Raw genomic sequence first — 20,950 nt, 5'->3', positions numbered from 1 at the left:
GGCCCACGGGACGGCCGGGGACGTACGGCGGACCGGTTCAGGCGGGGAGCAGGCGCGCGGTCGCGGGGCTCAGTTCCACCGGGCTGCTCTCGCCGACGACGACGGTGCCGCCGAGGTTGACGGTGTGCCGGCCGACGACGCAGTTGGGTTCGAAGGAGAAGCTCATCCCGGGCAGGAGAGGCATCTCCGTGCCGACCGTGGGGATCTCCGCGAGGAGCCCGTAGTCCTGGGCGTACTCCTGTGCGCGCAGCCCGGCGCCCCAGCCGCAGACCGGCCCGTAGGGGTTGATGAGGTGGACGAGCGGGTGGACGTTCCAGGCCCCGGCCTCCTCCAGCGGGGCGGACATCGCGCGGACCAGGTCCCCGAAGTCGTTGCCCGGCCGCAGCGCCGCCAGCCCCGCCTCGTACGCGTCACGGGCGATCCGCTCCGCGCGCAGGGCGTCCGGGTGGACGTCCCCGACGGCGATCGCGACCTGGTGCTGGGTCTCCTTCATGCCCGCGTACGCGAACACCTCGGCGAGGACGACATCACCGTCCTCCAGGACGTGCGGCCGCTGCGGACGGTAGGCCCAGGCGGGCTGGCCCCAGGAGACGGTCCCCTTCCCCGCCTGGAAGATCATCGGAGGGGCGATCGAGCCGCGCCGGAACGCCTCGGCCATTCCGGCGGCGTAGACCTCGTTCTCCGGCACACCGGGACCGGCGGCCTCGCGCATCGCCGCCGCCATGGCGTCCCCGGTCCGCGCCGCGTGGGCGAGCACGGCGAGTTCCTCGGCCGACTGCTGGGCCGCCCGGAGCAGGAACGGCCGGTACACGCCCCGGAACGAGGCGTGCGGGAGCTCGCCGGTCAGGACGTCCATCAGGGCGTGGGGCATGATCGGCACGAAGTGCCACGGCGGCACGGGGTCCATGCCGATCACACCGATGGCCGCGCGCTCCAGCCCGTGCTCGCGCAGCACCGCGAGCACCCCCTGCGGATGGCGGGCGACGCGCATGTTCTGCGGGGCGATCCACACCTCGTCGCCGCGCCTGCGGGCCTCGATGTGGTCGCCGATGGTCATGGGGGTTCCGACCAGGACGACGGGATCGGCGTCCCGGGCGAAGACCACGATCGTGCCGGGCCGGTCGTTGGTGAAGTACGCGTCGTGCGCGTGCGGTGCGGGCTGCACCATCTCGTGCTCCCCGTACACCAGCAGCGCGTCGAGCCCCTCGTCGCGCATCAGGTCGCGGGCGAGCCGCCAGCGGCGGTCGCGCTCGGTCAGGGACAGGGTGGCATCCATGGCGGATCCTCCGGTCGAAGCGGTGGACGTTCTTGCAAACGGCTGTTTGCAAACGACCGTATGCATCCTCTCCCACGATTGTCAACGGGTGTTTGCAAACGATGGTTGATATGGTCGTGGCATGGGGTTCGGTGAACGGTCTGCCGCCACGAGGGCGGCCATTCTGCGGGCGGCGCGGGAGCGCTTCGCCGTCGACGGCTACGACAGGGCGACGATCCGGTCCATCGCCGCCGACGCGGGCGTCACCGCCGCCATGGTGATCCGCTACTACGGGAGCAAGGGCGAACTGTTCGCTCTCACGCTGGAGCCGGGCTTCGCCCACCTGGATCTCGGCAGCGCCCCGCGCGAGGAGTTGGGCATGCGGTTCGCCAGGGCCGCGCTGGATCCCTGGGAGAGCGGGGCCAATCCCGGTATCGCCGCGGTGCACCGGGCCGCGCCCACGCACGAGGAAGCGGCGCAGATCATTCAGAAGTACCTCGACCGGCAGGTCGTCCCCGCGCTCAGGGCCGCCCTCCCCGACGACCCCGACATCGAGGAGCGGGCCGCCCTCGTGCACAGTCAGGGGCTCGGGGCGTTCATGGCCCGCTACATCCTGCGCCTGGAGCCCCTCGCCTCCATGGACTACGAGGAGTTCGCCGCGGCGATCGGCGACAGCGTCCAGCATCACCTCACCCGCCCGATGCGCCGCTGACGACGCCGCTGGTCACAGGGCCCCCGGCGGGTCGTCGGGCCCCGGGAGCGGGATCAGCTGCGGCAGAAAATCATGCAAGCGTGCTTGCTTGTTTATGGTCGCGCTGTCATGCTCCTGGGCACACCGCCACGCCCCGAGGGGAGCGCACCGTGTCCGATGTCGCAGCAGTGATCGACGATCTGCGTGACGAGAGCGGCGAACTCGACGAGATGGTACGGGGGTTGAGCCCCGAGCAGTGGGCCGCGCCGACGCCCGCGCCCGGCTGGAGCATCGCCCACCAGATCGCCCATCTCACCTGGACCGACGGGGTCGCGTTGCTGGCCGCGACCGATCCCGACGCCTTCGCGGCCGAGGCGGCGAAGGCGCTGGAGGCACCCGACACCTTCGTGGACGTGGCCGCGCGGGCGATCGTGGCGGAGGCCGCCCCGGATGTGCTGCTCGCGCGGTGGCGGGACGGGCGGGAACGGATGCAGCGGATGCTGCGTACGGCTCCGGCCGGGACCCGGATCCCCTGGTACGGGCCGCCCATGAGCGTGGCGTCCATGGCGACCGGCCGGCTCATGGAGACCTGGGCGCACGGTCAGGACGTCGCCGACGCGCTCGGGGTGACCAGGGCGCCGACCGCCCGGTTGCGGCATGTGGCCCGGATCGGGGTGCGAGCCCGGGACTACGCGTACCTGGTACGGGGGATCGCGGTGCCCCAGGAGGAGTTCCGGGTCGAACTCGACGCCCCGGGCGGTGAATTGATCGCCTACGGCCCCGAGAACGCCGCCCAGCGCATCACCGGGCCGCTCCTCGACTTCTGTCTGCTGGTCACCCAGCGCGCCCACCGGGACGACCTCGCCGTACGGGCCACAGGCCCGGACGCCGACCGTTGGCTCGACATCGCCCAGGCGTTCGCCGGACCTCCGGGCGCCGGCCGCGCACCCCGGTCCGAGTCGCCCGACGCCCCCGCCGCCGACCGCGCATCCCGGCCCGAAGGGGCCGAAGCCGACTCCGAAGGGCCCGACGCCGCCCCCGCCCCCCACGGGCCGAGGGCATGACGGCCCCACTCCGGATCGGCAACGCCTCCGGGTTCTACGGCGACCGCTTCGACGCCCTGCGCGAGATGCTCACCGGCGGTCCCCTCGACGTCCTCACCGGCGACTACCTCGCCGAGCTGACCATGCTCATCCTCGGCCGCGGCCGGCTCAAGGACCCCGCGCGCGGATACGCCACCACCTTTCTGCGCCAGCTCGAAGAGGGACTCGGGCTCGCCCACGAACGCGGGGTGAAGATCGTCACCAACGCCGGAGGGCTCAATCCGGCCGGGCTCGCCCACGAAATAAGGGTGTTGGCGGAGAAGGCCGGGGTTCCGGTGCGGGTCGCCCATGTGGAGGGGGACAGCCTGCCCGTCCCCGACGGGTACCTCACGGCCAACGCATACCTCGGCGGCGCCGGGATCGCCGCCTGTCTGCGGGCCGGGGCCGATGTCGTCGTCACCGGGCGGGTCACCGACGCCGCACTTGTCACCGGTCCCGCCGCCGCCCACTTCGGCTGGGGGCCGGACGACCTCGACGCGCTCGCCGGGGCCGTCGTCGCCGGGCACGTACTGGAGTGCGGCACCCAGGCCACCGGCGGGAACTACGCCTTCTTCCGCGACTTCCTCCACGACGATGAGCCGGGCCGCGACGACGAGCCGGGCCGTAACGACGGGCCGGGCCGCGACCACGGGCCACGCCCCGACCGCGAACACGGCCGCGACCACGAGCACGGCCACGAACAAGGCCGCGACCGTGAACGGGGGCGCGGCCGGGCGCACTCCCTGCTCCGCCCCGGGTTCCCCATTGCCGAGATCCACGCCGACGGCAGCTGCGTCATCACCAAGCACGACGGCACGGGAGGCGTCGTCGACATCGGCACCGTCACCGCGCAACTCCTGTACGAGACCGGCGGCGCCCGCTATGCCGGGCCGGACGTCACCGCCCGGCTCGACACCGTACGGCTCGCGCAGGACGGGCCCGACCGGGTGCGGCTGTCCGGGGTGCGGGGCGAGGCGCCGCCGCCCACCCTCAAGGTCGGGCTCAACCGGCTCGGAGGCTGGCGCAACGAGGTGGTCTTCGTTCTCACCGGACTCGACATCGAGGCCAAGGCGCGGCTCGTCCGGGACCAGTTCGCGGACGCGCTGGCCCGCTCCCGTGCCGAACCGAGGGAGGTGCGCTGGGAGTTGGCGCGCACCGACCGGGCCGACGCCGCCACCGAGGAGACCGCGAGCGCCCTGCTCCGGCTCGTCGTCCGCGACCAGGACCCGGAGGCCGTCGGGCGCGCGGTCTCCGGGGCCGCGGTCGAGCTCGCCCTCGCCGGCTATCCCGGCTTCCACGTCACCGCACCCCCCGGGAGGGGCAGCCCGTACGGCGTCTTCGAGGCGCGCTACGTACCGGCCCACGAGGTCCCGCACATCGCCGTCCTCCCCGACGGGCGCCGCGAGCACCAGGAACCGCCCGTGCGCACCCGGCCCCTCCGGGACGCCGAACCGCCTCCGCTGCCCGAGCCGTTGCCTTCCGGCCCCACCCGTACCGCCCCGCTCGGCCGGATCGCGGGCGCCCGCAGCGGGGACAAGGGCGGCGACGCGAACGTCGGGGTCTGGGTGCGCGGTGACGACGCCTGGCGGTGGCTGGCGCACGAACTGACCGTCGAACGGTTCAAGGAACTGCTGCCGGAATGCGCCGAGTTGGATGTCACGCGGCACGTCCTGCCCAACCTCCGCGCGCTGAACTTCGTCGTGCGCGGACTGCTCGGCGAGGGCGTCGCCGCGCAGCACCGGTTCGATCCGCAGGCCAAGGCGGTGGGGGAGTGGCTGCGATCCCGGCATCTCCCCGTCCCCGTAAAGCTGTTGGAGGACGCCCACGCTCCGGAGGTGACCGTATGACCGTCCTGCCCACCGGGCTCGACACCGCGAGCCCCGAATACGCCGCGAACCGCGCGGCCATGCTCGCCAAAATCGACGAACTGGCCACCGAGCACGCCAAGGCGCGGGCGGGAGGCGGCGAGAAGTACGTCGAACGGCACAGGAAGCGCGGCAAGTCGACCGCACGCGAGCGGATCGAGCTGCTGATCGACCCGGACACCCCGTTCCTGGAGCTGTCGCCGCTCGCCGCCTGGGGGAGCGACTACACGGTGGGAGCCTCGCTCGTCACCGGCATCGGTGTGGTGGAGGGCGTCGAGTGCCTGATCACCGCCAACGACCCGACCGTGCGCGGCGGCGCCTCCAACCCGTGGACGCTGAAGAAGGCGCTGCGGGCCAACGAGATCGCCTTCGCCAACCGGCTGCCCTGCGTCAGTCTCGTCGAGTCGGGCGGGGCCGATCTGCCCTCGCAGAAGGAGATCTTCATCCCGGGCGGCGCGCTGTTCCGCGACCTCACCCGGCTGTCGGCGGCCGGCATCCCCACCGTGGCCGTGGTCTTCGGCAACTCGACGGCGGGCGGCGCGTACGTCCCCGGCATGTCCGACCACACCGTCATGATCAAGGACCGTTCCAAGGTGTTCCTCGGCGGTCCGCCCCTGGTGAAGATGGCGACCGGCGAGGAGAGCGACGACGAGTCGCTCGGCGGCGCCGAGATGCACGCCCGCGTCTCGGGGCTCGCCGACCACTTCGCCGTCGACGAGCGGGACGCGCTGCGCCTGGCCCGTCGCGTCGTCGCCCGTCTCAACTGGCGCAAGGCGCACGCCGATCCGGGACCGGCCGAGCCGCCGAAGTACGACGAGGACGAGCTGATCGGCATCGTGCCCGGCGACCTGAAGGTGCCCTTCGACCCGCACGAGGTCATCGCCCGGATCGTCGACGGTTCCGACTTCGACGCGTTCAAGCCGCTGTACGGGACCAGCCTGGTGACCGGATGGGCCGCGCTCCACGGCTACCCGGTCGGCATTCTCGCCAACGCGCGGGGCGTGCTGTTCAGCGAGGAGTCCCAGAAGGCGGCACAGTTCATCCAGTTGGCCAACCAGCGCGACATCCCCCTGCTGTTCCTGCACAACACCACCGGCTACATGGTCGGCAAGGAGTACGAACAGGGCGGCATCATCAAGCACGGCGCCATGATGATCAACGCGGTGTCGAACTCGAAGGTGCCGCATCTGTCCGTGCTGATGGGCGCCTCGTACGGGGCCGGGCACTACGGCATGTGCGGGCGCGCGTACGACCCGCGCTTCCTGTTCTCCTGGCCCGGCAGCAAGTCCGCCGTCATGGGGCCGCAGCAGCTCGCCGGGGTGCTGTCGATCGTCGCCCGCGCCTCCGCCGCCGCGAAGGGGCGGCCGTACGACGAGGAGGCCGACGCCGGGCTGCGGGCCATGGTGGAGCAGCAGATCGAGTCGGAGTCGCTGCCCCTGTTCCTGTCCGGGCGGCTGTACGACGACGGGGTCATCGACCCGCGCGACACCAGGACCGTCCTCGGGATGTGCCTGTCCGCGATCCACACCGCCCCGGTCGAAGGCGCCCGCGGCGGCTTCGGCGTCTTCCGGATGTGAGGCCAGGGATGACCACGCAGAAGTCAACATCGATGTCCCCGACGGCCCCCACGTCGATCTCCGCCAGGTCGGTCGCCGCGCCGACCTCCGAGCCCACTCCCGCGCCGATTTCCGCGCCGATCTCGACGCTGCTCGTCGCCAACCGGGGCGAGATCGCCTGCCGGATCTTCCGCACCTGCCGGGCGCTCGGTATCGCCACCGTCGCCGTGTATTCCGACGCGGACGCCGACGCGCTGCACGTACGGGAGGCGGACACCGCCGTACGGCTGCCGGGCGCGGTCCCGGCCGACACCTATCTGCGCGGTGACCTGGTCGTACGCGCCGCCCTCGCGGCGGGCGCCGACGCCGTCCACCCCGGCTACGGCTTCCTCTCCGAGAACGCCGGTTTCGCGCGGGCCGTGCGGGACGCCGGACTCGTATGGGTGGGGCCGCCGCCCGAGGCCATCGAGCTGATGGCCTCCAAGACCCGGGCCAAGGAGCTGATGGCCGGGGCGGGAGTGCCGCTGCTCGCCGCCGTCGACCCGGAACGCGCCACCGAGGCCGATCTGCCGCTGCTGCTGAAGGCGGCGGCGGGCGGCGGCGGGCGCGGAATGCGGATCGTACGCGAACTTGTCGAGCTCCCGGGCGAGTTGAAGGCGGCGGCGGCCGAGGCCCAGGCGGCGTTCGGGGACGGGGAGGTCTTCGCGGAGCCGTACGTGGAGCGCGGCCGGCACGTCGAGGTGCAGATCATGGCCGACGGGCACGGCGGGGTCTGGGCGCTCGGCACGCGGGACTGCTCGCTCCAGCGACGCCATCAGAAGGTCGTCGAGGAGGCTCCCGCGCCCGGCCTCGACGACGCGCTGCGGACCCGGCTGCACGAGGCCGCCACGGCCGCCGCGCGGGCGGTGGGCTACCGGGGCGCGGGCACCGTCGAGTTCCTCCTCGCCCCCGACGGCAGGCCGTACTTCCTGGAGATGAACACCCGCCTCCAGGTCGAACACCCCGTGACGGAAGCCGTGTTCGGCGTCGACCTCGTCGCCCTGCAAGTGCGCGTCGCGGAAGGCGGCCCCCTGCCCGGCGCCGTACCCCCCGAGCCGCACGGGCACGCCGTCGAGGCCCGGCTCTACGCCGAGGACCCCGCCCGCGACTGGCAGCCGCAGACCGGCGCACTGCTCGCCCTGGAGATACCCGACGAGCCCGGACTCCGCCTGGACACCGGGTACACCGGGGGCGACACGATCGGCGTGCACTACGACGCGATGCTCGCCAAGGTCATCGCCCACGCCCCCACCCGCGACCAGGCCGTACGCCTTCTCGCCCGCGCCCTGGAACGCGCCCGTGTGCACGGGCCGGTCACCAACCGCGACCTGCTCGTACGGTCCCTGCGGCACCCCGACTTCCGCGCGGCCCGCCTCGACACCGGCTTCTACGACCGCCACCTCACGGCCCTCACCGCGCCGGCCGAGCCGACGGAACTCCGCCTCGCCGCCCTGGCCGCCGCCCTCGCCGACGAGGCCGCCCGCCGGGAGGGCCCAGGACCGGGACCGGTCCGCTTCGGAGCCTGGCGCAACAACCCCTCCGGGCCCCAGGTCAAGCGCTACCGCGCCGAGCCCGAAGGCTCCGAGCACGAGGCCGTCTACCGCACCGGCCGCACGGGCCCGGTCCCCGCGACCGGGGAGCGCGTCATCGCCGCCCGCCCGGACCGCGTCACCCTCGAAGCCGGGGACGTCACGCGCCACTTCACCATCAGCGCGTACGGGGAGAGCCCGCACGAGGGGGCCGTCCACCGCGGCACGGTGTACGTCGACACCGCCGGCGGCTCGTACACCCTCACCGCCCTGCCCCGCTTCACCGACCCCGCCGACCGCACCGAACCCGGCTCCCTGCTCGCCCCCATGCCCGGCACCGTCGTCCGCGTCGCGGAGGGACTGGCGGCCGGGGAGGCGGTCGAGGCCGGGCAGCCGCTGATCTGGCTGGAGGCGATGAAGATGGAACACCGCATCCTCGCCCCCGCCTCCGGCACCCTCACCGCGTTCCATGCCACCCCCGGACTCCAGGTCGAGGTCGGCACCCTGCTCGCCGTCGTACGGGACACGGACGCCACCCCGGGCAGCCGGACGCCGGACACCGATACGAGCCCGAGCACCCACGCACCCGGCACCCACGTACCGAGCACCCACGTACCCGGCACCGACGCGCCGAGCACGCACGCGCCGAGCACGCACGCGCCGAGCACGCACGCGCCGAGCACGCACGCGCCGAGCACCCACGTACCGGGCACCGACACACAGGAGGCACCGAAGCGATGAGCACCGTTCTCGAAACCGACGAACACCGGGACCTGCGCGCCGCCGTCGCCGCCCTCGGAAAGCGGTACGGGCGCGACTACATGATGTCCGTCGTGAGCGACGGCTCCCACCCCCGCGAACTGTGGGCCGAGGCCGCCAAGGCGGGCTACCTCGGCGTGAACCTTCCCGAGGAGTACGGCGGCGGAGGCGGCGGCATGGCCGAACTCTCCATCGTGCTTGAGGAGTTGGGGGCAGCCGGTAGCCCACTGCTGATGATGGTCGTCTCCCCGGCGATCTGCGGCACGGTGATCGCCCGCTTCGGCACCGACGAGCAGAAGCGGCAGTGGCTCCCCGGCCTCGCCGACGGCAGCCTCATCATGGCCTTCGGCATCACCGAACCCGACGCCGGTTCCAACTCCCACCGCATCACCACCACCGCCCGCAGGGACGGATCCGGAGCGGACGCCGACTGGCTGCTCACCGGGCGCAAGGTCTTCGTCTCGGGCGTGGACATCGCCGACGCCACACTGATCGTCGGCCGCACCGAGGACGCCAGGACCGGGCGCCTCAAGCCCTGCCTGTTCATCGTCCCGCGCGACACCCCCGGCTTCGGCCGCTCGCCCATCGACATGGAACTCCAGGCCGCGGAGAAGCAGTTCGAACTGGTCTTGGACGACGTACGGCTGCCCGCCGACGCGCTGGTGGGAGGGGGTGTCTCCCACTCGGGCGAAGCCGAGAGCGGGGGAGGGGACGCCGGACTGCTCCAGTTGTTCGCCGGACTCAACCCCGAACGCATCATGACCGCCGCGTTCGGCATCGGCATGGGCCGCTACGCGCTCGCCCGCGCCGTCGACTACGCGAGGACCCGGCAGGTGTGGAAGGAACCCATCGGCGCCCACCAGGCCATCGCCCACCCTCTCGCCCAGGCCCACATCGAACTCGAACTGGCCCGGCTGATGATGCAGAAGGCCGCCCGGCTGTACGACGACGGCGACGACATCGGCGCCGGCGAGGCCGCCAACATGGCCAAGTACGCGGCGGGCGAGGCCTGCGTGAAGGCCGTGGATCAGGCCGTGCACACCCTCGGCGGCAACGGACTCGCCCGTGAATACGGCCTGGCGTCCCTGGTCACGGCGTCCCGCGTCGCCCGGATCGCCCCCGTCAGCCGGGAGATGATCCTGAACTACGTGTCCCACCAGTCCCTGGGTCTCCCCAAGTCGTACTGACCCGGGCCATCCTGTCCCTCCACCGTGCCGCGGCCACGCGCCGCGACCCGTCAGCGCGGCTGCCGATGCGCGGACGCACCGGCAGCCGTCCTTCGCCGCTCCGAAGGGACCCACCGTCATGGCCCACGTGTTCCACAGCGATCTCCCGCCCGTCCGGGCACTCGACGTACCCGTGCACGACGCGGTCCTCGGGCGGGCCGCCGCGTACGGCGACGCACCCGCGCTGATCGACGGTACGGACGACGGCTCCGCCCTCACCTACCGGCAGCTCGACGACTTCCACCGCAAGGTCGCCGCCGCACTCGCCGGGGCCGGTCTGCGCAAGGGGGACGTACTGGCCCTGCACAGCCCCAACACCATCGCCTACCCCGTGGTCTTCCACGGCGCCACACGCGCGGGCGCCACCGTCACCACGGTGCCCCCGCTGGCCACGGCGGAGGAGTTCGCGAAGCAGCTGCGCGACTCCTCCGCCCGCTGGATCGTCACCGTCTCCCCGCTGCTCGCGACCACCCGCCGCGCGGCCGAACTCGCCGGCGGTGTCGAGGAGATCTTCGTCTGCGACCGGGCGGACGGACACACCTCCGTCCTCGACATGCTCGCCACCACCGGGCCCGAACCCCGTGTCACCATCGACCCGGCCGAGGACGTCGCCGCCCTCCCGTACTCCTCCGGCACCACCGGAACCCCCAAGGGCGTGATGCTCACCCACCGCTCCATGGCCACCAACCTGGAGCAGCTGCGCCCCTTCGTCCCCATGGGCCCCGGCGACCGCATCCTGGCGGTCCTGCCCTTCTTCCACATCTACGGGCTGACCGCCCTGATGAACGGCCCACTGCGCCTCGGGGCCACCGTGGTCGTGCTGCCGCGCTTCGACCTCGAACAGTTCCTCGCCGCGATCGAGAAGCACCGGATCACCGGCCTGTACGTGGCCCCGCCGATCGTCCTCGCCCTGGCCAAACACCCCGCGGTCGACCGGTACGACCTGTCCTCGCTGGAGTACGTCGTCAGCGCCGCCGCCCCGCTCGACGCCGAACTCGCCGCCGCCTGCTCGCGGCGGCTGGGCCTGCCGCCGGTCCGTCAGGCGTACGGCATGACGGAACTGTCGCCCGCCACCCATGTCGTCCCGCTCGCCACCGACAACCCGCCGCTCGGCACGGTGGGCAGGCTGATCCCCGGTACGGAGATGCGGATCGTCCCGCTCGACCAGGACGGCGGGAACGGCGGGAACGGCGGGAATGGCGAGGACGCCCCGCCCGGCACCGTCGGCGAGATCCTGATCCGCGGACCGCAGGTGATGAAGGGCTACCTCGGCCGCCCCGACGCAACTGCCGACACGATCGACGCCGACGGATGGGTGCACACCGGCGACATCGGACGTGTGGATCCCGACGGGTGGCTGTTCGTCGTCGACCGCGTGAAGGAGCTGATCAAGTACAAGGGCTACCAGGTCGCCCCCGCCGAACTCGAAGCACTGCTGCTCGGCCACGAGGCCATCGCGGACGCCGCCGTCATCGGCGTGCCTGACGCCGAGGGCAACGAGGTCCCCAAGGCGTACCTGGTCCGCCGCCCCGGCGAGGCGGGGGAGCGGCTGACGGCGGACGACGTCATGGCGTACGTCGCCGAGCGCGTCGCCCCGTACAAAAAGGTCCGGCAGGTCGAGTTCGTCGCCGCGGTCCCGCGCGCGACCTCGGGCAAGGTCCTCCGCCGCGAGCTGCGGGAGCGGTAGGAGCGGCGGTGACGGGTCGGCTGCGGGGAAAGAGACATGCCGACCCGCCGCGCACCACCGTGGGAAGCCTTCAATTACGTTCTACGGATCCGTGTCCTTGCCGCTCGGGGCGGGGCCCCACCGTTGTCGGCACCCGCTGCAGTACCAGTGCCACGCGTCGGGGGCTGTTGGCGAGGTGGAGGTGGTGTCGCGCCAGAGCGGTCGGGGGTCAGGGCAGTGTGGGCACGGCGGCGGTGTCATGCGGTGCGGTGGCAGGGGCAGGCGCACCGCCGGATCTCGATGGGCACCTCCCACTCCGGAGCCCCTGCCCGGCGGGTGACGCCCGGTCCGGGGCACTCCCCGTGCACACCGATCCGGCACGCGGGCGCGAGCCCCTTCTCGGTCGGTGCCGGCGCGGTCACGGCTGCTCGCCGTACGGGCGAAGGCGGCGCTGTTCGCGGCACAGGGCACAGGCGTACAGGACGGTCCCGGGGCCCGAGCCCTGCTCGACGATCTCGATCAGGACCGCTGTTCCGGACGGGCCCTTGTGCCAGTCACACCAGTCGGACTCGGCGCTCCCGGGGCCCGGTACCGCGTGGATGGAGTGCATGCTCACCGCCGCTTGCCTTTGCACCGGTCGCACCGGCAGGCCGGGTACTCGGTCGACAGTTCCACCGTCCTGGCCGGAACCACTTCGGCCTTCGGGCGGACGATACGCGTCCCCCCGTACCGGTCGGCCTCGTACACCTTGATTGTCATTGCCACGGGTTGCTCCCAACCGCCGGATACCGTTTCGCCATCAGCATCGGTCGCCGCATGCAACCCCGGTATGACCAGCGGGGGTTACCTAGGCGGTAATACGCTCGTTGGAGCTTCAGGAAGGTGCCTGAGTGTGCATAGGATTGCTTCGGAAGTCAGCCCCATGGACGCCACTACCCACGGACTGCTCGGTCCTGACGTGCTCGACAGAGAAGACGTGCGCCGAGCCCTGGCTGAGCATGACTTTGCTGCCGTCTTCGCTCTGACCAAGAAATGGGGCGGCCTTTCTCAGAACCGAATTGCATCTGCCTGCCGGCTCACCCCGGGCAAGGTGTCCACGATCACCAGTGGCCGCCACCGTGTCACCTCGTTCGACGTTATTTGCCGGATCGCCGATGGACTCCGCATCCCTGGTGGGTTACTCGGACTCGCTCCGCGCCCCTGGGAGCACCAGCGGAACACGGAGCAGCAGTGTCCGTCGGAGTCGCCGGGTGAATGGCCATCGGACGAGATCCCGTGGCGGTCCGATGCCACAGTGGAATGGGCTGAACATCTCACCAGGAGCGATCTTGTGATGGACCGCCGCGCAGTCACACGCGCACTGGCAGCATCCGCAGTCACTGGTGCTGCCCTGCTCGATTCCCTTGAGGGGTGGCTTGTCCCGGGCGCGGCCGTGGCTGCCCCACGCCGTCCGGGGAGGCTTGGCCTCAGGGACGTCGAGGAACTGGAAGCCACAGCACGGGCGTTCCGCAAGTGGGATCAGCAGTACGGCGGAGGCTTACGACGAAAGGCCGTGCTCGGGCAACTCGTCGAAGTGGCCGCCACCCTTGGTGAACATCAGGCGGACGATGTCGAAGTCCGCCTCCACTGTGTGATGGCTCAGCTTTCTGGCACCGCGGCCACGATGGCGTGGGACTCCGGGCTTCACCGCCAGGCTCAGGACTATTACCGGCTTGCTCTCCGTGCTGCCCACGCTGGCGGGGACGTGGCCTTCGGGGCCAATATCCTGGCGGGCATGGCGCGGCAAATGCTGTACTGCGGCCACGCGGACGACGCGCTTCAGCTCATCAACTTGGCACAAGAGGGCGCCCGTTATGCCATCGGACCTCGCGTCCGAGCCATGCTCCATACCCGAGAGGCATGGGCATATGCGGCGCAGGGGCGACAGGCTGGGTTCCGCCGCGCAACGGCGAGAGCGGAGGAGGCTCTGTCCGACGCAGGAGAGGGAGACGACGAGCCTTACTGGATTACCTATTTCGACAAGGCTGAACTCGCTGGGGTGACCGGTGGGCGACTTCTCGACCTTGCCCGGAGCGATCCACGCAAGTATGCGGACCAAGCGGCTGCGGACATCCGGACCGCTCTGTCTCTGCGCGGCGCAGAAGCCGGCCGGTCCCACGCGCTGGACCGCATCGGCCTGGCTGAATGCTACTTTCTGGCGAATGACGTGGCGGGCGGAGCGGCCGAGGCCCAGCGAGCTGTCGAAGCCGCCCGGGGCACGCAGTCAGCTCGTGTCCGTGCGCAACTGGGACAGCTCTATCCCTACACCGTGGGACACGGTGCCTCACGGTCCGTGCGTAGGGCGCGCGATAGCATCCGCGACCTGCTGGCGAACTGAGGAGTAAGCGTGGCAACTCTGGCCGTGACCGGACATATGGATGTGACCGAGGAGAGTACGCCGCTCGTACGGGCCGCACTTCGTGACTTGCTGGCTGAGTACAGCGCCGATCTGATCGGTGTGTCGTGCATCGCGGCCGGAGCGGACACCCTCTTCGCGGAGGAGGTCACGGCTGCGGGCGGACGGTTGATCGTGGTCATCCCCTCGCAGGACTACAGGAGGACGAAGGTCAAGGGCAATCACGCGCCCGTCTTCGACCGCCTTGTCGAGGCAGCCGTGGAAGTGCTGACTCTTCCGCACGAGAAGGCGAACCGCCGTGCCTACGAGGCAGCCAACGCCGAACTCTTGAAGCGCGCTGATCGGCTCGTCGCCGTGTGGGACGGCTGCCCTCCGTCGGGGAAGGGCGGGGGTACTGCGGACACTGTGATGGAGGCGCGTGCCGCCGGGCTTCCGGTCGACGTGGTGTGGCCGAAAGGAGCAGCTCGGAGGGGCTGAATCCGGACATGTCCGGGTGGCATCTCCCGAGCCTCGGCCCGACCAGAGTCCCCTGCCCCGGGCAGGACCTGGGTGAAGTGAATGCGCCGCCGAGGGCCGGCAACGGAAGGAACGGGCGCGACCATGAGGAGGGGTCCGCTGCCCGGGGCAAGGCAGAACCATGCAAGCACGCTTGATTGTTCTGGGATCCGCTGCCACGCTCTGCGGGACGCCGTGGAACGGCCTCGCGGGGACACCGTGGGGCAACTCGGCGGGACCCCCGGCGCCGCCCCCGGGACGACCGGCCCCCAGGACAAGGAGACGAACCGTATGACGCCGTCGCTCGCCGCCCCCGTCCACGACCGGGGCATCACCACCCTCGCGCTCGACTCGCCGGGCAACCGCAACGCGCTCTCCGCCGCGCTGGTCGGCGAGCTGTCCGCCGCCCTGGAGGTGTGCGGCGCCGACGACGCCGTGCGGGCCGTGGTGCTCACCCACACCGGCAACACGTTCTGCGCGGGCGCCGACCTGACCGCGCCGCCTGATCCGGCGGCGTTCGTCGCCCTGATGCGGCGGATCGTCGCGCTGCCCAAGCCCGTCGTCGCCCGCGTCACCGGGCACGTCCGGGCGGGCGGGCTCGGGCTGCTGGCGGCCTGCGACATCTCCGTCGCCGGCCCCGGCGCCTCGTTCGCCCTCACCGAGTCCCGGCTCGGGCTGGCTCCCGCCGTGATCTCGCTGCCGCTGCTGCCCCGCACCGACCCGCGCGCCGCCGCCCGCTACTACCTCACCGGCGAACGCTTCGACGCCGCCGAAGCGGCCCGCATCGGTCTCGTCACGCTCGCCGCCGAGGGGGACGCGGACCAGGCGCTCGCCCCCGTGCTCGACGGGCTGCGCAGGGCCTCCCCGCAGGGGCTGACCGCGTCGAAGGAGCTGGTCACGGCTACTGTGCTGGAGAATTTCGACCGGTACGCCGAAGACCTCATCGCCCGCTCGGCGGCACTCTTCGCCTCCGCCGAGGCACGGGAGGGGATGACGGCCTTCCTCGAACGACGGGACCCCTCATGGGTGTTGTGACGCCCCCCACCGACAGGACGCCCAAACAGGACCGCAGCCGGGCCACCCGCCGACGGCTCCTGGAGGCCGCGGTGGCCTGCCTGGCCGAACACGGCTGGGCGGGCTCCACGGTCTCGGTCGTCGCCGAACGCGCCGGGGTCTCGCGCGGTGCCGCCCAGCACCACTTCCCGACCCGTGAGGACCTGTTCACCGCGGCCGTCGAATACGTCGCCGAGGAACGCTCCGCCGCTCTGCGCGCCCTGCCCGTACAGGGCCGCACCGCCGTCGTCGCCGCCCTCGTCGACCTCTACACGGGCCCGCTGTTCCGTGCCGCGCTCCAGCTCTGGGTCGCCGCGTCCAACGAGGAGCAGCTCCGCCCCCGTGTCACCGAACTCGAAGCCCGCGTCGGCCGTGAGACCCACCGCATCGCCGTCGAACTCCTGGCCGCCGACGAGACCAGACCCGGCGTGCGCGAGACCGTGCAGGGTTTCCTCGACATGGCGCGCGGCCTGGGCCTGGCCAACGTCCTCACCGATGACACCGCCCGCCGCCGCAGGGTCGTGACGCAGTGGGCGCTGCTGCTGGACGAGGCGCTGGGCTGACCCGGATTCGGGCGGCGCCGCGTGCGGGGCTTGCTCGGCGCAGCCCGTAAGTAGGGCTGGCACCAGGTGACTTGGGGTGACAGCCGGAGTGATCAGCGGGGTTCGCGTGCCTAGCGTCAATAGGCGTGAGACACGAACAGAGTAGAGCAACCAGGAACCACCTCGGAAACCCGCGCTCCGCCGGAATTCAGTTCTCCGCCAGAGTTCGGCACCGCGCCGGAACGAGTCGTACGGCGCGCCGCGCGACGGTGCTGGTGGCGGCCTCGGCCCTGCTGGCGGTCGCCGTCCCGGCGGCGAACGCGTCGGGTGCGGCGCGTGCTTCGGGTGCGGCCGACGAGGCGAGAGCGGCCCAGCGCACCACCGCAGCGCACCGGGCGACCGACGCACCGAACGGTTGCGATGCGGCGCGCACGGCCCTCGGGCGCTCCCTGGACACCCTCGTCACCCGGCACGTCATACCGGGTGTGGCCGCCGAGGTCATCGGTCGGGACTGCGGTCGGTGGACGGCGGAACGCGGCGTCGCGGACCTGCACACCGGCCGGCCGATGCGCGCCGCGGACCGGCTGCGGATCGGCAGCGTCACCAAGACCTTCACCGCCACCGTCGTCGTACAGCTCGCCGACGAGGGCCGGATCGGCCTGGACGACCCGGTCGAGCGCTACCTCCCCGGACTGATCCGGGGCAACGGCCACGACGGCCGCACGATCACCGTGCGGCAGCTCCTCCAGCACACCAGCGGGCTCCCCGACTACACCGAGGCGATCGTCGAGCGGCCCGTCGACGAGTGGCGGTTCCGCCATTTCGAGCCCCGGGAACTGGTCGCGACCGCGCTGGCGATGCCGCGTCCCGCCACTGAGTGGCACTACTCGACCACCAACTCCGTCATCGCCGGGATGATCGTCGAGAAGGTCACCGGGCACGGCGTCGAGGCGGAGGTGCGCCGCCGGATCATCGAGCCGCTCGGCCTGCGCGACACGTACTGGCCCGGCGACCGCACCCGTATCCGGGGCCCGCACTCGCGCAGCTACTTCCCCGCCGCAGGCTCGGCGGACGCCGCACGGCCGGACACCACTTCGTCGTCCGATGGTGCCCCGCTGTCCGACGGCACCTCGTTGTCCGACGGCACCGAGTGGAACATGACCTTCGGAGGCGCGGGCGGGGCGCTGGTTTCCACGCCCGGCGATGTGAACCGGTTCTTCCGCGGCCTGTTCGGCGGGCGGCTGGTGTCCGCGCACGGGCTCGCAGAGATGAAGCGCACCGTCCCCGCCGACCCCGAACGGCTGTGGCCCGGCGCCCGTTACGGCCTCGGCCTGATCGCCTCCCCGCTGACGTGCGGCGGCATGTGGTGGGGGCACGGCGGGACGGTGCCCGGCGGACATCGCGCGCTCGGGGCGATCGGTCCCGACGGACGCGGCATCGCCCTCGCCCTCAACAAGGTGCCCGACAGCCAGGAGGCCGAGGCGGACTTCCTCGCCGCCGTGGACGTCGGCCTCTGCCCCGCCGACCGTGCCCCGCACGCGAGCAGCACCGACAGCACCACCGGCACCGACAGCACCACCGGCACCGACAGCACCACCGGCACCGACAGCACCACCGGCACTGAGAACACCACCGGCACTGAGAACACCACCGGCACTGAGAACACCACCGGCAACAGCACCGACCAGCTCAGGGAGACAGAGTGAACGCCTCGAACAATCGCTTGCCCAGTTCGACGAGTCCGGCCGGGGCCGTGCGTCGAGCCTCCGCCGTCGGCCTCGCCCTGGCCGCCTGCGTCACCGCGTCCTCCGCGCTGGCCACGGCCGCGGCTGCCCCGGTGACCGACCGCGGGACGAACACCGCCACCGCGACCACGGGCACCGATACCGCCACCGGGGCCGGCCTTGACCGCTACCACCGGCAGCACCTCGCCTGGGGCAGCTGCGTCACGGGCCCCGACGACACGGTGGGCCGTGAGCTGGACGAGGCCGGGGCCCAGTGCGCGGACGTGACCGTGCCGCTCGACTACGCCAAGCCCGACGGTCGCACGATAACCGTGGCCATGTCCCGGCTGAAGGCCACCGACAGCCGCCACCGCATCGGCACGATGCTGCTCAACTTCGGCGGCCCCGGCGGCACCGCCGTCGATACCCCGCCGCTCATGCGGAAGGCGATGAAGGACGTCGGCGCACGCTACGACATCATCGGCTTCGACCCCCGCTTCGTCGGCCGCAGCACCCCGCTCGACTGCGGTTGGCCCACTGGCATCTTCTTCCGCTCGGCCGGGCCCGACCGGGCGGGCTTCGACCGCCAGGTCGCCTTCCAGAAGGACCTCTCCGACAAGTGCCGGGCCACCAACGCGTCCGTGCTGCCACATGTCACCACCCGCAACACCGCCCGCGACATGGACGTCATCCGGGGCGCGCTGGGTGAGCGGAAGATCTCCTACCTGGGCTACTCGTACGGCACCTACCTGGGCACCGTCTACAGCCAGATGTTCCCCGGCCGCTACGACCGGATGGTGCTCGACGGGGCGATCTCCCCACAGGACTACGGCCCCGGGCTGCTGCGGGACGCGGTGTCCGAGAACGAACAGGCGCTCGCGGACTGGGCCGGCTGGGCCGCCTCCCGGGACACCACCTACCACTTCGGCCGCACCCGCGATCAGGTCCTCGCCACCGTCGACCGCGTCGTCGAGGCGGCATCCCGCCGGCCACTCACCATCGGCACCAGCAGTGACTCGTACCGGGTCGACGCCTCCCACGTGCCGCTTCTCCTCTTCATGATGCTCTCGGACGACAGCGACGCGTCCCGGGCCGAACTCGCCGCGGCCGTCTCCGTGCTGTCCGAGGCGGCGGAGGGGAAGCCCACCCGGCCGTCACCGGCATTCACCGAAAGCCTGCGGCACGTGCTGACCGGCGACAATTCGCCGACCGGCAGCGTGCAGACCGCGATCCTCTGCGGGGACAGGGCCGCGCCCCGGAACCCCGAGAGCTACTGGCGGGACGTCGAGCGCAGCCGCGCCGCCCACCCGCGGTTCGGCCCCATGACGGAGAACATCACGCCGTGCGCCTTCTGGGACCGGCCCCGTGAGGAGCCCACCCAGGTGCGCCACGACGTCCCGGCGCTGATCGTGGCCGCCACCGGCGACCCGCGCACCACGTACCGCAGCTCCCTCAAGCTGCATCGCGAGCTGCCGAGCTCCAAGCTGATCACCCTCACGGGAGCCAACCGCCACGGGATCTACGGCGACTACGGCAACGCCTGCGTCGACGACCAGGTCAACCGTTACCTGGCCACCGGAAAGCTGCCCGCGAAGGACCGGACCTGCGCCAAGCGGACGACGGGCCGCCAGGACTGACGGAACGTCCGACAACCCCGGCCCCGCCCGGTCAGCCCCGGCCCCGGCAGTCCCGGCCCCGGCAGTCCCGGCCCTCCGGGCGGGCCGGGCCTTGGGCAGGTCCGGGGCCGGGTGGGTTCGGGCCCCGCCCAGGCTCGCGTCCCGCCCGGCATGGTCCGTCCCGCCCTCACCGCGGCCCAGGGCTCAGTTGCCCAGGTCCCCGAGCTGTTCGTACCCCTCGATCGACCGGGGGTCGCGCGGTCCGGGCCCGATGTACCGGGCGGTGGGCCGCACCAGTCGGCCCGTCCGCTTCTGCTCCAGGATGTGGGCCGACCAGCCCGCCGTGCGCGCGCACGTGAACATCGACGTGAACATGTGCGCCGGTACCTCCGCGAAGTCCAGCACGATCGCTGCCCAGAACTCCACGTTCGTCGCCAGCACCCGGTCCGGGCGCCGCGCGTGCAGTTCCTCCAACGCGGCCTTCTCCAGCGCCCGCGCCACCTCGAAGCGCGGCGCGCCCAGCTCCTCGGCGGTGCGCCGCAGGACACGGGCCCGGGGGTCCTCCGCCCGGTAGACCCGGTGGCCGAAGCCCATCAGCCGCTCGCCCCGGTCCAGGGCCCGCTTGACGTACGTGGTGGCGTCCCCGGTCCGCTCGATCTCCTCGATCATGCCGAGGACCCGGGAAGGGGCGCCGCCGTGCAGCGGCCCTGACATCGCGCCGACCGCGCCCGACAGCGCGGCGGCCACATCGGCGCCGGTCGACGCGATGACCCGCGCGGTGAACGTGGAGGCGTTCATGCCGTGCTCGGCGGCCGATGTCCAGTACGCGTCCACGGCCTTCACGTGCTTGGGGTCCGGCTCGCCGCGCCAGCGGATCATGAACCGTTCGACCACGGAACCGGCCTTGTCGATCTGACTCTGCGGCACCATCGGCCGACCCTGCCCGCGAGCCGACTGGGCGACGTAGGACAACGCCATCACCGCCGCCCGCGCCAGGTCGTCACGCGCCGTGCGCTCGTCGATGTCGAGCAGCGGCCGCAACCCCCACACCGGGGCGAGCATCGCCAGCGCGGCCTGCACATCGACCCGGATGTCACCGGAGTGCACCGGGATCGGGAACGGCTCGGCCGGCGGCAGACCCGGACTGAACGCTCCGTCGACCAGCAGCCCCCAGACGTTTCCGAACGAGACATGACCGACCAGGTCCTCGATGTCGACCCCGCGGTAGCGCAGCGAACCGCCGGCCTTGTCCGGTTCGGCGATCTCCGTCTCGAAGGCGACGACTCCCTCTAGTCCCGGTACGAAGTCGGACATGGCGGCTCCCTCGGTCGACGGCTGTGCGGAGGCCACAGTGGCCTGCCCCAAGATATTGGCGGGTCCCCACGACTCGGGGAAGCGTGACATCCGGCACAGCTCCCCTAATCACCGATGACGGACAGTTGCCCTCCTCGCAGGCC

At 72.0% G+C, this 20,950-nt stretch carries 16 protein-coding genes; 13 read left to right on the top strand and 3 right to left on the bottom strand.

The window, feature by feature from the left end; genetic code table 11:
* Positions 1-37: 37 nt before the first annotated feature.
* Positions 38-1,276, bottom strand: a complete 1,239-nt coding sequence (locus tag ACFYY6_RS03095) for a M24 family metallopeptidase (RefSeq protein ID WP_386608341.1) — start codon at positions 1,274-1,276, stop codon at positions 38-40.
* A 121-nt stretch (positions 1,277-1,397) separates the two neighbouring features.
* Between ACFYY6_RS03095 and ACFYY6_RS03090 the strand changes: the two genes are divergently transcribed.
* The 7 genes from ACFYY6_RS03090 (at position 1,398) to ACFYY6_RS03060 (ending at position 11,689) form a co-directional block, all read left to right on the top strand.
* The gene (locus tag ACFYY6_RS03090) at positions 1,398-1,967 is read left to right on the top strand and encodes a TetR family transcriptional regulator (RefSeq protein ID WP_351519570.1); all 570 of its coding nucleotides are present in this window, start codon (positions 1,398-1,400) and stop codon (positions 1,965-1,967) included.
* A gap of 149 nt (positions 1,968-2,116) precedes the next feature.
* Positions 2,117-3,010 (top strand): TIGR03084 family metal-binding protein, encoded by an 894-nt coding sequence (locus tag ACFYY6_RS03085; protein ID WP_389191384.1) that lies wholly within the window; start codon positions 2,117-2,119, stop codon positions 3,008-3,010.
* On the top strand, positions 3,007-4,875 hold the full coding sequence (locus tag ACFYY6_RS03080; protein ID WP_351626947.1) for an acyclic terpene utilization AtuA family protein: 1,869 nt from the start codon (positions 3,007-3,009) through the stop codon (positions 4,873-4,875). Before ACFYY6_RS03085 ends, ACFYY6_RS03080 begins: the two co-directional genes overlap by 4 nt.
* The gene (locus ACFYY6_RS03075; protein WP_351519576.1) at positions 4,872-6,470 is read left to right on the top strand and encodes a carboxyl transferase domain-containing protein; all 1,599 of its coding nucleotides are present in this window, start codon (positions 4,872-4,874) and stop codon (positions 6,468-6,470) included. Before ACFYY6_RS03080 ends, ACFYY6_RS03075 begins: the two co-directional genes overlap by 4 nt.
* An 8-nt stretch (positions 6,471-6,478) precedes the next feature.
* Complete coding sequence (locus ACFYY6_RS03070) at positions 6,479-8,758, top strand: biotin carboxylase N-terminal domain-containing protein (RefSeq protein WP_389191381.1); 2,280 nt, start codon at positions 6,479-6,481, stop codon at positions 8,756-8,758.
* Positions 8,755-9,963 (top strand): acyl-CoA dehydrogenase family protein, encoded by a 1,209-nt coding sequence (locus tag ACFYY6_RS03065; RefSeq protein WP_351626956.1) that lies wholly within the window; start codon positions 8,755-8,757, stop codon positions 9,961-9,963. Before ACFYY6_RS03070 ends, ACFYY6_RS03065 begins: the two co-directional genes overlap by 4 nt.
* 118 nt (positions 9,964-10,081) lie before the next feature.
* Positions 10,082-11,689, top strand: a complete 1,608-nt coding sequence (locus tag ACFYY6_RS03060; protein ID WP_389191378.1) for a 4-coumarate--CoA ligase family protein — start codon at positions 10,082-10,084, stop codon at positions 11,687-11,689.
* A 397-nt stretch (positions 11,690-12,086) separates the two neighbouring features.
* On the opposite strand, the gene ACFYY6_RS03055 is transcribed toward ACFYY6_RS03060, so the two are convergent.
* The gene (locus ACFYY6_RS03055) at positions 12,087-12,284 is read right to left on the bottom strand and encodes a hypothetical protein (protein WP_386608346.1); all 198 of its coding nucleotides are present in this window, start codon (positions 12,282-12,284) and stop codon (positions 12,087-12,089) included.
* Between the two features lie 306 nt (positions 12,285-12,590).
* Here ACFYY6_RS03055 and ACFYY6_RS03050 point away from each other — a divergent pair, with 306 nt between their 5' ends.
* The 6 genes from ACFYY6_RS03050 to ACFYY6_RS03025 all read left to right on the top strand — a co-directional run bounded on the left by ACFYY6_RS03050 (position 12,591) and on the right by ACFYY6_RS03025 (position 19,514).
* A complete protein-coding gene (locus ACFYY6_RS03050; protein ID WP_386608347.1) occupies positions 12,591-14,045 on the top strand; it encodes a helix-turn-helix domain-containing protein in 1,455 nt (484 codons plus the stop codon).
* A gap of 9 nt (positions 14,046-14,054) precedes the next feature.
* The gene (locus ACFYY6_RS03045) at positions 14,055-14,540 is read left to right on the top strand and encodes a hypothetical protein (protein ID WP_351626962.1); all 486 of its coding nucleotides are present in this window, start codon (positions 14,055-14,057) and stop codon (positions 14,538-14,540) included.
* Positions 14,541-14,849: 309 nt separating this feature from the next.
* Positions 14,850-15,593 carry an enoyl-CoA hydratase family protein gene (locus ACFYY6_RS03040; RefSeq protein WP_351524188.1) on the top strand — a complete coding sequence of 248 codons (744 nt, stop codon included), beginning with the start codon at positions 14,850-14,852 and terminating at the stop codon, positions 15,591-15,593.
* Positions 15,581-16,174: a TetR/AcrR family transcriptional regulator gene (locus ACFYY6_RS03035; RefSeq protein ID WP_351524187.1), complete on the top strand. Its 594-nt coding sequence runs from the start codon at positions 15,581-15,583 to the stop codon at positions 16,172-16,174. The genes ACFYY6_RS03040 and ACFYY6_RS03035 overlap by 13 nt, the downstream gene beginning before the upstream one ends.
* A 125-nt stretch (positions 16,175-16,299) precedes the next feature.
* Positions 16,300-17,859 (top strand): serine hydrolase domain-containing protein, encoded by a 1,560-nt coding sequence (locus tag ACFYY6_RS03030; RefSeq protein WP_389191374.1) that lies wholly within the window; start codon positions 16,300-16,302, stop codon positions 17,857-17,859.
* Between the two features lie 47 nt (positions 17,860-17,906).
* Complete coding sequence (locus ACFYY6_RS03025) at positions 17,907-19,514, top strand: alpha/beta hydrolase (protein ID WP_388650605.1); 1,608 nt, start codon at positions 17,907-17,909, stop codon at positions 19,512-19,514.
* 183 nt (positions 19,515-19,697) lie between these two features.
* On the opposite strand, the gene ACFYY6_RS03020 is transcribed toward ACFYY6_RS03025, so the two are convergent.
* Complete coding sequence (locus ACFYY6_RS03020) at positions 19,698-20,807, bottom strand: citrate synthase 2 (RefSeq protein WP_351626967.1); 1,110 nt, start codon at positions 20,805-20,807, stop codon at positions 19,698-19,700.
* Positions 20,808-20,950 lie beyond the last annotated feature (143 nt).

Origin of the sequence: Streptomyces sp. NPDC001750, from assembly GCF_042892615.1 — a bacterium.
Classification (GTDB): Bacteria; Actinomycetota; Actinomycetes; order Streptomycetales; family Streptomycetaceae; genus Streptomyces.
Note: the sequence above shows the minus strand (reverse complement) of the source record. Positions and strands in the feature narration are given on the sequence as shown.